We start from the raw sequence: 12,940 nt of genomic DNA, 5'->3' as shown, positions 1-12,940 counted from the left end.
GTAGCGACCGCGCAGCGGCTCGGCCTGGACGCCGTGTCCGGGTTCCTGGTACGCCCCTTGGGGTGTCCGGCCGAGGAGGGAACCCCGCCTTCACCACCTGCACCACGACGGCGCGGCACCCGACCAACCAACCCCCACCCCCTCCGAGGAGGACCCGCCGGAGACAGCCTTTCGCTCTGGCCGGCACCCAACGAACTCGTGGTTCGAGATGTCCGCGGACCTGTGCCTACGGTGCGCACGACGAGCACTGATTTCGAACAGAACTGGAGGCACGGTGAGCACGAATTCGGCAGGACCGGTGAGCGCGTCGGAGCTGCGGCGGCGGGTTCGCGCTGCTGAAGCGGTGAAGGCGAAGACGCGGGAAATGGCCGCCGAGCACGCGCTGACTGCACGCGAGGCTGCGGTGAAGGCGGCCAAAGCGAAGGAGGAAGCCGACGTCACAGCACGGGAGGCTGCTGCTGTAGTCCTGCGGCTATTCGACAACGACGCCGAGTTGGTCTCGGAGCTTCTGGGTGTGCCGGCGGAAGAACTGGAACGCGAAGCAAAGCCTGTTACCGCCGCTCGCGCGAAGGAGATCATCGAGTCGCTGCGTGCCCGCGCCGAGCGGCCCCGCACCACCCGGATCCGTAAGCCTCGGGTGGATACGGCAGACGCGTCTTCCTCGACCTCGGGCGCGCCGGCTCCGGTCGTCACGGCGGACGACAGCCGGGCTGATGCCGCCTGAGAACGACATCGGGCCCGGACTCTTCCCGCTCGCGGCGGTGAACGGGTCTGGGCCCGTTCACGTTGACGAGCAACTTTCCCTCATCGGTGAGCCAACACCCGTTCGTATACCGGCTGTTGAGTGGATGTCCTGGCTGGCCAACGAGTCCGTTCAGGCCCGGTACTGGGCAAAGGTCTACCGAACCTCGTCAACCGAGGACTGCTGGTTCTTCTTCGGCGGGATCTCCAGCACCGGCCACGCCAGCTTCAGGGCCGCCTCGCGGCCGGGCAGGACGCGACGCGGCACGGTGCCAGGCCACCTCTACGGGTACCAGCTCGCGCACGGTGTCATCCCTCGGCTCGGTTGGGGCACCGACAGCCCGACCGTCTGCCACACCTGCGACAACCACTCCTGCCAGCAGCCGGCGCACCTGCGCCTGGGGACTGCGGCGGAGAACCGGGCCGAATGGCTGGCCCGCCGCAGAGACCCGGGTAGCCCTCTCGCCGACCTTCGCGGCCCGGCCGGACGCTCCCGCGCCATAGGCGCCGCCATCCGGGTCGGCCAGACGAACCACGAGTCAGACGATCAGATCGTGCGCCGTATCCGAGCTGCCATGTCGGCCGGCCGGCCTCTCACCATCTGGTGAGGGACTGGAGCCGCAGGCCACGAAGGTGCATCCTGCCGCCCAAATCATGACTGCGCCTGTTCACCATTACCCTTCCCTGCCTGGTGAATCCTTCGCCGAACGAAGCTGGCAGCCGCGCACAGACCCAACACGATCACGGAACCAATCACCTCCGCCAGAGTTCCTGCCACGATGACCTCCCAAATGGAGGTGGATGGTGTCATGACCTGCTTCTCCTTGCCTCGACTGCAATACGAGCAGCCTGGTGCGGAGATGGTGGCGATGGACGGAGGTAGACACCGGCGACCGCCGTCGGACACGATAGGACGGAATTGGACAAGCGCTGGGGGGACGTTGTCGGGGCTCAAGCGGCCAGACCTGCCGGACGGCGGGCTGAAGGACCTGAACGATGCACTCCACGACCTGCACCGGCGCGCTGGGCGGCCTTCTACTCGGGATCTCGCCAAGCTCGTAGGCGTCGGGGTCGCAAGCAAGAGCCGCATCTACGACGCGTTTTCCAGTGACCGGCTGCCATCGTGGGGACTGCTACAGGTACTGACAGAGGCACTGTGCGCTTCCATTCCGGGCACTGCGTTCCCCGCGGAGGAACAGAAGCTGCACGGCTTCTGGTTGGCAGCGACGGGAGGAGGCGAGCCTCCTCCCCACTCGAGCGAGCCCTCGCAGGTACGAACGGCAAGCACCAGCGAGATCGAGGCGCCAACGCCAGTGCTCGCAATGCGTATCGAGTGGGCACGCCCTTCGGGCATGAGCGTCCGCAACCGGCGTGCACTGCGATCTATCGTGACCCATGCGCTTTCAGACATCGGGTATACCTCGGAAGGTCCTCACCGACGCGACATGAGCGCGGGCAGCGTCGTCAGCGTCGACGCACGACACGAAGATCCCGCCCTCACAACGGCCACGTTCCTCGCAGGCCTTGAGGACTCCCTACGCCACTCAGGCGTTCCAGGCGGCTATCAGGGATCGACGTTGAACTTCCTGGCGCACCTTGGCCCATATGCTCTCCCCGCCACCCCGGACGGGACAGCAAAGGCTGTCGCAGAGCTCGATGAGCTTTGGCGTCATCAGCAGACCCAGGACCTCTTCAGTGCTGACGAGGACGTCTCCGCGCTTCTTGCTGACGCGCTTCTAAGCCTCGACCGATATGACCCGTTAGCGTGGGAGTGGGCATACGGGAAAATTCCCCTGCTCAGGACGGATAGGGGGTCCTCAGGACCTTGGCGACTACAAGGTCTGGGTACGCACACGCGCGAGCGGGACCGGAGGGTACACAGACAGCCTTCTACCCTTCTGAGATCCGTCAACCGACGAGGCCACTCCACCGGCGCCCGGGCTCTCGAACGCCGGCACTGAGCCTCTTCCAACCTGACGGGTGGTTCAACGGGGGCGAGGACGCGAAGCTCCTTGACCCTCCTTGGTCGGCACCCCGCCACGTGCGGAAGCCGGTCTTTCGATGACGGAGGCCGCCCCGAAGTCGGCGATGCCCAGCATCCAGGAGATTGCCAGGTTCTTCTCCTGCGCAGCAGCCGGAGCCGGTGCCCGGACCCGCGTGCCATCATGCCTTCCCAGCGCTTCGCAACCGACACAGGGGAGAGAACATGGGCAGCACCACGTCCGCTAAATGGTCTGGCTGGCGCAGCCGGACTGTCGAGATACCCAGCGCAGGGGACGGAAAGCCGGTCCTCTTGGAGTTCCGCGCGGGATTCACTACGAGCTTCTGCCTGTCGACCGTGCGCAAGGGCCCCTATCACCAGCGGGCCCAGGACGCACTCGCCACCATCGGCCGGACCGGGCCGTCGCACATCGTCCTGCCTGCCGACTGTGACGCCCTCGCCATCTGGCGAGTCAGTGTGGGCAACGAGGCCGCCAGTGGCCTGGGCCGGTGGAAGCTGCGCATCGTGGACAGCGACGCGCTGCCTCGGCTCCCGACCAAAACAGCCCAGGGAAAGGGAACCGAGACCTTCGGCTATTTCAGCCCCAAGCCGTACTTCGAATATGCACCGGTCCTGCACTACGACTTCATCGACTCCTGCGGCACCATCATCTACACGCCGGCCAACGGCGGGAAGCAGTTGATCCGCTTCACCTCCGCTGCCAACCAGAAGGGCACCCTGCGTCTCCCGCAGCACGGATACGTCACCCTGTCCGACCACGGCAAGTGGCAAATCTCGGTGACCTGACCCCGCAGATTTGAGCGCTCTCCATCTTGATCAGCTGGCGAGTTCGAGGGTTACGACGGCTCGGACGACGGCGGTGATCCGGGTGGTGCTGCAACGGAGCTTCCTCAGGACCCGCCAGCACTTGAGGATCGCCACGGCGCGTTCACCGAGGCTGCGGATCTTCGCGTGGTCTCGGTTGTGACGTCGACACCAGCCGCGCAGGTTCCTGCCGCGGATCGGGACGCGGACTGCGGGGCCGGCACCCTGATACGCCTTGTCCGCCCAGCACTTGATGTCTTCGTCGGCGAGGGCTCCGGGAATGCCGTGGGTCCGGGCTGCGGTCAGGTCGTGCGTGGCTCCCGGCAGCGCGTCCGAGGCCCAGATCAGGCGCCCGGCCGGGTCAGCGAGGACCTGCACGTTCATCCCATGCTGATGGGTCCAGGTATCTCCTCAGGCCACCTCGGCCAGAGCTTGAGGCACCTTCGCCGCCATCGCCCACTCAACGGCGGCCACGACTTCATCATCCGAGGCCTCCAGCAGGTGTCCATACCGGTCGACGGTCGTCGTGATCGACTCGTGGCCGAGGCGGGCCTGAATCACGGGCAGCGGGACCTTGCCGGCGATGAGCCAGGAGGCGTGCGTGTGGCGGAGGTCGTGGACGCGCGGACGCTTGGTGAGGCCGACGGCGTTGGCGGCGTCGATGGCAGGCTTCCAGCGGTGTGCGTAGAACACGCCGGAGTGCCAGGCCCCGCCTTCTGGCGCGGTGAAGATCAGGTCGGTCGGCTTCTTCCCCTGGCAGCGGCGCTGGAACAGCTTCACCTGCTCCGGGGTGAGCACGAGCGTCCGGCGTGACTTCTTGGTCTTGGGGGCGCCGAGGAACGTCCCGCCCTCTCCACGCCGCTTCCAGGCGCGCTGCACGCGGAGCGTCGGCCGCTTCGACGCGAAGGTGAAGTCCCGGGGTTGCAGAGCGGTTATCTCGCCCCATCGGAGGCCGGTGCTCACCAGGGCATCGACGATGTCGACGGCGTCGGCGCGCACATGTGTCTTGAGGAGTGCGTACTCCTCGGGTTCAAGGAAGACCTCGTCATCCTCGGTGTCGTTGCCCTTGGGCAAGCGCGTGTGGGCGCACGGGTTCGAGTCGCGCAGGGCGGGATCGGCGCTTACGGCGGACTGGAAGATGCTGTAGAGCAAGCCGTGGAGGTTGGCGATGGTCTTCGGGGCGTACGCCCGGCGCTTCGTACCCGCAGGGTGCAGCGGGCCGGGCCTCCCGTTCTGAAGGTCCAGAATCCACTGGCTGACGTGGTTCCGGGTAAGCCTGCTCCCGCGGTCGGAGACTGACAGCTCCCCGAACCACGGGGTCATGTGGTTATCGATGAATCTCGTGTAGTTGATTCTGGTGTGCTCAGATATGTCTGTCAGCAGCCCCACGTAGGCGTGCGCGTAGACCGCGAACTTTTCCCCGTCCGGCAGCGGGGGCTCGTCCGCCTCAACGAATCCCTCCCCCTTGACCCACCCCGGCGGCCATTGCTGTCCGTGACCGTTGACCAGGTCACGGAAGCGCTTCGCCTGATCGTCATCGTCGAAGGTCTCGCGACACCAGGCCCCTGTTCGGGATCCGCCGGCCCGCCACATGACGGTGTACGAGGGGTCTCCGGACAGCCGGGAATTGGTCTTGATGTAAGCCATGAGAGCAAGCGTACGAGGCTTCGGTGCGGCGTTCGTGCGGCGAATGCCTCGTCTGCGCTAGCGTGAAACCTACGTTCTCGCAGGTCACGACGTTTCTGCTGTGGTGGGGCGGGTGGGACTCGAACCCACGGCCGACGGATTATGAGTCCGCTGCTCTAACCGGCTGAGCTACCGCCCCGTTTCGGCGTGGCGCGTACACGTGTGCGCGCCGTCTGCCGCAGCATAGCCGGTCATACGATCTCCCGCTCCGACTGCCCTGCCACCGATGACCATGAAGACCGCGCTGCTCGCTGCCCGGTTCCAGGTGGCTCGAAGTTGACGCGAAAGTGTCACGCCGGCCCCAGAGGCACCATGGCGACGGAGTCCCGCGGACCGGCTCCGGGCACACGAAAAAGGACCCCGCAGGGTCCTCTTCCGTTCCGCTCCCCCGACTGGACTCGAACCAGTAACCCTCCGGTTAACAGCCGAATGCTCTGCCAATTGAGCTACAGGGGATCGCGCTCCCCCGACTGGACTCGAACCAGTAACCTGCCGGTTAACAGCCGGCTGCTCTGCCAATTGAGCTACAGGGGATTGCTGCGTTTTGCCTCGAACGTACCCCCCTGGCTGCTGCCGGGCGGCGCGCGTTCGCTGCGACACATACATTAGCGCAAGCAGGGGGGTGCTTTGCCAATCGGTATCGCCCGGGGTGATCTCGGGCGCCTGCGGGTAGGCGAGCAGCACACGTCGCACGGAGCGAAGACGGAGCGAAGGAAGGGTGGCAGCCATGCGGTACCGGCTCACGTTCATCGCCGGAGTGGCCCTCGGTTACGTACTCGGCACGCGTGCCGGGCGCGAGCGTTACGAGCAGCTGAAGAAGTCCGCACGCCAGTTCGCCCAGAACCCGGCCGTGCGCAACACCTGCGAGACGGCGGCCCAGAGCGGTCGCCAGTTCGCCGGGAAGGCGTACCACGCGGTCGAGGAGAAGGTCGGCGAGAAGGTGCCGGCGTCGGTGGCGGACCGGGTGCGGTCGCTGCGCGGGCGCGGGGCCAACGGCGAGGACGACTGGGGAACGACCAACACCTGAGCCGGCATCCCGAGTCGGCATCTCCACGTCTGCCGCACCACCGGTACGGGAAACCTCCGGGGGTGCGGCAGAATCTGTGTATGGGCATAGTCGCCGGCTTGGACAGTTCTTCCGCCTTCACGCACATCGTGGTCTGCGATACGGACTCGGGTGCCGTACTGCGCCAGGGATACGCCGCACATCCCGTCGACGCGAAGGCCACCGAGGTCGACCCTCAGGCATGGCTGCTCTCCCTCGGTGAGGCCGCCGGCGGCGGGCTCCTCGAAGGGGTGCAGGCCATCGGTGTGTCGGCGCAGCAGCACGGGCTCGTGCCGCTGGACCACCAGGGCAATCTCGTGCGCCCGGCACTGCTCGGCAACGACAGACGGGCGCAGGTCGCCGCGGCCGATCTGATCGACGGGCTCGGCGGGCGGCAGGCCTGGGCCGAGGCCGTCGGGTCGGTGCCGCAGGCCGCGCAGCCCGTGTCGAAGCTGCGCTGGCTGGCGCGGACCGAGCCGGACATGGCACAGCGGGTCGCCGCGGTGCTCCAGCCGCACGACTGGCTGGTGTGGCAGCTGCTGGGCCGGCCGGCCCGGCGGACCACCGACCGGGGGGCCGCCTCCGGGACGGGTTACTGGTCGGCGGGCAGCGAGTCGTACCGGCCGGATCTGGTGGAGCTCGCGCTGGGGCACCAGGCGGCGCTGCCGGAGGTGCTGGGCCCGTCCGACGTGGCGGGTACGACGCCCGAGGGGCTGCTGATCTCGGCGGGTACGGGCGAGACGATGGCGGCGGCGTTCGGGCTGGGGGTCGCGGTCGGTGACGCGGTGGTGTCGCTGGGGGCCTCGGGTTCGGTGATGGCGGTGCACCACGAGGCGCTGGCCGACCCGACGGGGATGATCACCTCCTTCGCCGATGCCACCGGGATGCATCTGCCGGTGGTCCACACGTCGAACGCGGTCCGCGCGCTGCGCGGCACCGCCGAGATGCTGGGCCTGGAGGGGCTGGAGGAGCTGTCGGCGCTGGCGCTGAAGTCGACTCCGGGCTCCTCGGGGCTCGTACTCCTGCCGTATCTGGAGGGTGAGCGCACCCCGGATCTGCCGCACACCGCCGGAACCCTGAGCGGGCTGCGGCGCGAGTCGATGAAGCCTGAGCACCTGGCGCGGGCCGCGTTCGAGGGGATGCTCTGCTCGCTGGCCGACGCGCTGGACGTGCTGCGGGGTCGCGGGGTGGAGGTTCGGCGGGTGTTCCTGCTGGGCGCCGCCGCCGAGCTGCCGGCCGTGCAGGGGCTGGCGCCGGCGCTGCTGGGCACGCAGGTGGTCGTACCGCAGCCGGCGCAGTACGCGGCGCTGGGTGCGGCCAGGCAGGCCGCCTGGGCGCTGGGCGTCTCCCAGGGGTCGCTGGACACCCGCACTCCCCCGGCGTGGCAGGGCGCCGCGGCGCAGGTGCTGGAGCCCGGCGACGAGCTGCCGGTCGGCCAGGCGGTGCGTCAGCAGTATGTGGCGACGCGGGACCAGATCCACCCGGGAGCCTTCGACTCCGCGCGCTGATACGCGTGCTTCGGCGATGCGTCCGGGTCTTCAGGGGGCCCGGACGCGAAAATTGTGGACCCGGTCCGTTTTTTTACCTGGACTTGAATTAAAACGTTCGCGGTCCCGGGCGGCGGTGTCCGAAGATGAGTCGACCCCGACCTCGCCGACCCCGAGAGACACGCGTGCTCATAAAACTCCTGCGGGCCTATCTCGGTCCGTACAAGAAACCGATCGCGCTGCTGGTCGTCTTCCAGCTGCTGCAGACCTGCGCCACTCTCTATCTGCCCACCCTGAACGCGGACATCATCGACAACGGTGTCGTCCAGGGGGACACGGGCTACATCATCCAGTACGGCGGCGTGATGATCGTCGTTAGCATCGCCCAGGTGGTCTGCAACATCGGGGCCGTCTACATCGGGGCCCGCACCGCGTCCGCCCTCGGCCGCGACGTCCGGGCCTCGGTCTTCGACCGGGTGCAGTCGTTCTCCTCGCGTGAGGTCGGCCGGTTCGGAGCACCCTCGCTGATCACCCGTACGACCAATGATGTGCAGCAGGTCCAGATGCTGGCCCTGATGACGTTCACGCTGATGGTGTCGGCGCCGATCATGTGCGTCGGCGGCATCATCATGGCGCTCGGCCAGGACGTCCCGCTGTCCGCGGTGCTGCTCGCGGTGGTGCCGGTCCTCGGCATCGCGGTGAGCCTCATCGTGCGGAAGATGCGCCCGCTGTTCCGGACGATGCAGGAGCGGCTCGACACGGTCAACCGGGTGCTGCGCGAGCAGATCACCGGCAACCGGGTCATCCGCGCCTTCGTGCGCGACAACTACGAGGAAGAGCGCTTCCGTGGCTCCAACACCGAGCTGACGGACGTGGCGCTGTCCACGGGCCGGCTGATGGCACTGATGTTCCCGACCGTGATGACGGTCGTGAACGTGTCGTCGATCGCCGTCGTCTGGTTCGGTGCGCACCGGATCGACAGCGGCGGGATGGAGATCGGCGCGCTGACCGCGTTCCTCTCCTATCTGATGCAGATCGTCATGTCGGTGATGATGGCCACCTTCATGTTCATGATGGTGCCGCGCGCCGAGGTCTGCGCCGAGCGCATCCAGGAGGTCCTGGAGACCGAATCCAGCGTGGTGCCGCCGGTGAGCCCCGTACGGGAGCTGCGCACCCACGGTCATCTGGAGGTACGCGGTGCGGACTTCCGCTACCCCGGTGCCGAGGAACCGGTGCTGCGCTCGGTGGACCTGGTGGCCCGGGCCGGCGAGACGACCGCGATCATCGGGTCGACGGGCAGCGGGAAGTCGACGCTGCTCGGTCTCGTACCCCGGCTGTTCGACGTGACGGACGGCCAGGTGCTGGTCGACGGGACGGACGTACGGACGCTGGATCCGGTCCTGCTGGCGAAGACCGTGAGCCTGGTCCCGCAGAAGCCGTACCTGTTCTCCGGGACGGTCGCGACGAATCTGCGGTACGGGAACCCTGACGCGACCGACGAGGAGCTGTGGCACGCGCTGGAGATCGCGCAGGCCAAGGAGTTCGTCGAGGAACTGGAGCACGGGCTCGACGCACCGATCGCGCAGGGCGGCACCAATGTCTCCGGCGGGCAGCGGCAGCGGCTCTCGATCGCCCGGACGCTGGTGCAGCAGCCGGAGATCTACCTCTTCGACGACTCCTTCTCGGCCCTGGACTACGCCACGGACGCGGCGCTGCGCGCGGCGCTGCTGCGGGAGACCCGCGGGGCGACGGTGGTGATCGTCGCACAGCGGGTGTCCACCATCCGCGACGCCGACCGGATCCTGGTGCTGGACGAGGGCCGCGTCGTCGGTTCCGGCAGCCACCACGAGCTGATGGACGGCAATGAGACATACCGGGAGATCGTTCTCTCCCAGCTGACGGAAGCGGAGGCCGCGTAATGGCCGGGCCTGGTGGACGCATGATGGCGGGCGGGGCGCCGAGCGAACGGTCCATGGACTTCAAGGGCTCGTCGAAGCGGCTGCTGAAGCGCTTCGCGCCGGAGAAGGCCACTCTGTACGTGATGCTGCTGGCGGTCGCACTGAGTGTGGCGCTCTCGGTGGTCGGCCCGAAGATCCTCGGCAAGGCCACCGACCTGGTGTTCGCCGGTGTCGTCGGCCGGGGGATGGACGCGGGGACGACGAAGGAACAGGCCGTCGAGGGCCTGCGCAACAGCGACAGCGGTCTGGCCGACATGCTCTCCAAGGTGGACTTCACCCCGGGGCAGGGCATGGACTTCGACGCGATCGGCCAGGTGCTGTTGGTGGCGCTGGCCGTGTACGTCGGTGCCGGGCTGCTGATGCTGGTGTCGACGCGGCTGTCGATCCGGGTGATCAACCAGGTCGTGTTCCAGCTGCGCGAGGACATCCAGACGAAGCTGTCGCGGCTGCCGCTCTCGTACTTCGACCAGCAGAAGCGCGGCGAGGTGCTGAGCCGGGCGACGAACGACATCGACAACATCTCGCAGACGATGCAGCAGACGATGGGGCAGCTGATCAACTCGCTGCTCACCATCGTCGGCGTGCTCGTGATGATGTTCTGGATCTCGCCGCTGCTGGCGCTGATCGCGCTGGTGACCGTGCCGCTGTCGGTGGTCGTGGCGACGAAGGTCGGCAAGCGCTCCCAGCCGCAGTTCGTCCAGCAGTGGAAGGTCACGGGCAAGCTCAACGCCCACATCGAGGAGATGTACACCGGGCACACCCTGGTGAAGGTCTTCGGGCGGCAGGACGAGTCGGCGCGTGACTTCGCCGAACAGAACGACGCGCTGTACGAGGCCGGGTTCAAGGCGCAGTTCAACAGCGGGATCATGCAGCCGCTGATGATGTTCGTGTCGAACCTGAACTACGTGCTGATCGCTGTCGTCGGCGGCCTGCGGGTCGCCTCGGGCGCGCTGTCGATCGGCGACGTGCAGGCCTTCATCCAGTACTCGCGGCAGTTCTCCATGCCGCTGACCCAGGTCGCCTCGATGGCGAACCTGGTGCAGTCCGGGGTGGCCTCGGCGGAGCGGATCTTCGAGCTGCTGGACTCAGATGAGCAGGACGCCGACCCCGCGAAGGGCGAGGCCGAGTTCCCCGCGGAGCTGCGCGGCAGCGTGTCCCTGGAGAACGTGTCGTTCCGCTACGACCCGGAGAAGCCGCTCATCGAGGACCTGTCGCTGAGCGTCGAGCCGGGCCACACGGTCGCGATCGTCGGCCCGACCGGCGCCGGCAAGACGACGCTGGTCAATCTGCTGATGCGGTTCTACGAGGTGACCGGGGGCCGGATCGCCCTGGACGGGGTCGACATCGCGAAGATGTCGCGCGACGACCTGCGTTCGGGGATCGGCATGGTCCTCCAGGACACCTGGCTGTTCGGCGGGACCATCGCGGAGAACATCGCCTACGGCGCCTCGGGCGATGTCACCCGTGAGCAGATCGAGGAGGCGGCGCGGGCGGCCCACGCCGACCGCTTCATCCGCACCCTGCCCGACGGTTACGACACGCGCATCGACGACGAGGGCTCGGGCGTCAGCGCGGGCGAGAAGCAGTTGATCACCATCGCCCGGGCGTTCCTCTCCGACCCGGTGATACTGGTGCTCGACGAGGCGACCAGCTCCGTCGACACGCGCACCGAGGTGCTGATCCAGAAGGCGATGGCCGGTCTCGCGCACGGTCGTACGAGCTTCGTGATCGCGCACCGGCTCTCCACCATCCGGGATGCCGACGTCATCCTGGTGATGGAGAACGGGTCGATCGTCGAGCAGGGCACGCACGACGAACTGCTGGAGGCGAAGGGCGCGTACGCCCGCCTGTACGCGGCACAGTTCGCACAGGCGGTCGCCGAGGTCGACTAGGCCCCTGCGATGTTCCGCGGCTGCCCGGGCCGGCGCGTGCGCGCGTCAGTCCAGGTAGCCGCGGAGCTGGTCCGCGAAGGCGTGGTCCCGCAGTTTGTTGAGGGTCTTGGACTCGATCTGCCGGATGCGCTCGCGGGTCACGCCGAATATCCGTCCTATCTCCTCCAGCGTGCGCGGCCGCCCGTCGGCCAGCCCGTAGCGCAGCTGGACCACTTTGCGCTCGCGCTCGTTGAGGGTCGAGAGCACCGCCTCCAGATGTTCGCGCAGCAGCAGGAAGGCGGCGGACTCGACGGGGGACGCGGCGTCCCCGTCCTCGATGAGGTCACCGAGCGAGACATCGTCCTCCTCCCCCACCGGGGCGTGCAGGGACACGGGCTCCTGGGCGAGGCGCAGGACCTCACCGACGCGTTCCGGTGTCAGGTCGAGCTGGGCGGCGACCTCCTCGGGCGTGGGCTCGTAGCCGCGTTCCTGGAGCATCCGGCGCTGGGCCCGGACGACGCGGTTGATCAGTTCGACGACGTGGACCGGGACCCGGATGGTCCGCGCCTGGTCGGCGAGGGCGCGGGACATGGCCTGCCGGATCCACCAGGTCGCGTACGTCGAGAACTTGTAGCCGCGGGCGTAGTCGAACTTCTCGACCGCCCGGATCAGTCCGAGGTTTCCCTCCTGGACCAGGTCCAGCATCGTCAGTCCGCGGCCGACGTAGCGCTTGGCCACGGAGACGACGAGGCGGAGGTTGGCCTCGATGAGGCGGCGCTTGGCCATCCGCCCCATGACCACGAGCCGGTCCAGATCGACGGCCAGCCGGGTGTCGGGGTCCGGGGTGCGGGACAGGCGTTCCTCGGCGAACAGGCCGGCTTCGACGCGGCGGGCGAGGTCCACCTCGTCGGCCGCCGTGAGGAGCGGGATGCGGCCGATCTCGCGCAGGTACTGGCGGAAGAGGTCGGACGACGGTCCGCCGGTGTCCGGGCGGCTGCGCGGCCCCGGCGGTTCGGGGTGGTCCGACTCCTCCATGACGGCCTCGGGCGGCTCGGGCGGGTCCGGTGGCGCTTCGGGCGGGTGCTGCGCGGCGGGCAGGGGTGTCGGCGGATCCGCCACGGCCTCGGGATGATGCACGGCCCGGGTCTGCGCGGGGATGGCCGGGACACGCTCGGTTTCGGTCACGGTCCGGGTCTGCACGGGGGCGACCTCCAGGTGATCGCTGCCGGAACGCGGGGACGGAGGACCACCGTTCGGCGGGCCGGCCGCGCTCCGATGGCTCGGGCCGGGCGGGGGGCGGGGGGGGGGGGCCCCCGGCCCCCGCCCGGGCCGCGGCGCCCCCCCCC

At 68.2% G+C, this 12,940-nt stretch carries 10 protein-coding genes, 3 tRNA genes and 1 pseudogene; 7 read left to right on the top strand and 7 right to left on the bottom strand.

What is annotated here, in order from left to right; genetic code table 11:
- Positions 1-274: 274 nt before the first annotated feature.
- Positions 275-724 carry a hypothetical protein gene (locus ABT025_RS38065; protein WP_351003272.1) on the top strand — a complete coding sequence of 150 codons (450 nt, stop codon included), beginning with the start codon at positions 275-277 and terminating at the stop codon, positions 722-724.
- A 124-nt stretch (positions 725-848) separates the two neighbouring features.
- Positions 849-1,349, top strand: coding sequence for a hypothetical protein (locus tag ABT025_RS38060; RefSeq protein ID WP_351003271.1), 501 nt, complete (start codon positions 849-851; stop codon positions 1,347-1,349).
- Positions 1,350-1,393: 44 nt separating this feature from the next.
- Here ABT025_RS38060 and ABT025_RS38055 read toward each other — a convergent pair whose 3' ends face one another.
- Positions 1,394-1,552 carry a hypothetical protein gene (locus ABT025_RS38055; protein ID WP_351003270.1) on the bottom strand — a complete coding sequence of 53 codons (159 nt, stop codon included), beginning with the start codon at positions 1,550-1,552 and terminating at the stop codon, positions 1,394-1,396.
- 1,395 nt (positions 1,553-2,947) lie between these two features.
- Between ABT025_RS38055 and ABT025_RS38050 the strand changes: the two genes are divergently transcribed.
- Positions 2,948-3,529, top strand: coding sequence for a hypothetical protein (locus tag ABT025_RS38050; RefSeq protein ID WP_351003268.1), 582 nt, complete (start codon positions 2,948-2,950; stop codon positions 3,527-3,529).
- A gap of 30 nt (positions 3,530-3,559) precedes the next feature.
- Here the strand turns inward: ABT025_RS38050 and ABT025_RS38045 are convergent.
- The 5 genes and pseudogenes from ABT025_RS38045 to ABT025_RS38025 form a co-directional block, all read right to left on the bottom strand.
- Positions 3,560-3,940: pseudogene (locus tag ABT025_RS38045) on the bottom strand (transposase family protein); the annotation flags it as partial.
- A gap of 18 nt (positions 3,941-3,958) precedes the next feature.
- On the bottom strand, positions 3,959-5,194 hold the full coding sequence (locus ABT025_RS38040; protein WP_351003266.1) for a tyrosine-type recombinase/integrase: 1,236 nt from the start codon (positions 5,192-5,194) through the stop codon (positions 3,959-3,961).
- A 101-nt stretch (positions 5,195-5,295) separates the two neighbouring features.
- Positions 5,296-5,372, bottom strand: a tRNA-Ile gene (locus tag ABT025_RS38035).
- A 244-nt stretch (positions 5,373-5,616) separates the two neighbouring features.
- Positions 5,617-5,689: transfer RNA gene (locus ABT025_RS38030), tRNA-Asn, on the bottom strand.
- A gap of 5 nt (positions 5,690-5,694) precedes the next feature.
- Positions 5,695-5,767: transfer RNA gene (locus ABT025_RS38025), tRNA-Asn, on the bottom strand.
- A gap of 193 nt (positions 5,768-5,960) precedes the next feature.
- On the opposite strand from ABT025_RS38025, the gene ABT025_RS38020 reads away from it, so the two are divergent.
- The 4 genes from ABT025_RS38020 to ABT025_RS38005 all read left to right on the top strand — a co-directional run bounded on the left by ABT025_RS38020 (position 5,961) and on the right by ABT025_RS38005 (position 11,615).
- Positions 5,961-6,260 carry a YtxH domain-containing protein gene (locus ABT025_RS38020; RefSeq protein WP_351003264.1) on the top strand — a complete coding sequence of 100 codons (300 nt, stop codon included), beginning with the start codon at positions 5,961-5,963 and terminating at the stop codon, positions 6,258-6,260.
- An 80-nt stretch (positions 6,261-6,340) separates the two neighbouring features.
- The gene (locus ABT025_RS38015) at positions 6,341-7,786 is read left to right on the top strand and encodes an FGGY family carbohydrate kinase (RefSeq protein WP_351003263.1); all 1,446 of its coding nucleotides are present in this window, start codon (positions 6,341-6,343) and stop codon (positions 7,784-7,786) included.
- A gap of 164 nt (positions 7,787-7,950) precedes the next feature.
- Complete coding sequence (locus tag ABT025_RS38010) at positions 7,951-9,684, top strand: ABC transporter ATP-binding protein (protein WP_351003262.1); 1,734 nt, start codon at positions 7,951-7,953, stop codon at positions 9,682-9,684.
- Entirely contained in the window at positions 9,684-11,615 is a 1,932-nt protein-coding gene (locus tag ABT025_RS38005) for an ABC transporter ATP-binding protein (protein WP_351003260.1), read from the top strand. Before ABT025_RS38010 ends, ABT025_RS38005 begins: the two co-directional genes overlap by 1 nt.
- Positions 11,616-11,660: 45 nt before the next feature.
- Here ABT025_RS38005 and ABT025_RS38000 read toward each other — a convergent pair whose 3' ends face one another.
- A complete protein-coding gene (locus tag ABT025_RS38000; protein ID WP_502972127.1) occupies positions 11,661-12,794 on the bottom strand; it encodes an RNA polymerase sigma factor in 1,134 nt (377 codons plus the stop codon).
- Positions 12,795-12,940: the final 146 nt, after the last annotated feature.

Source organism: Streptomyces sp. NPDC002809 (assembly GCF_040295435.1).
Taxonomy (GTDB): domain Bacteria; phylum Actinomycetota; class Actinomycetes; order Streptomycetales; family Streptomycetaceae; genus Streptomyces.
This window is presented reverse-complemented; position numbering and strand designations above follow the sequence as displayed.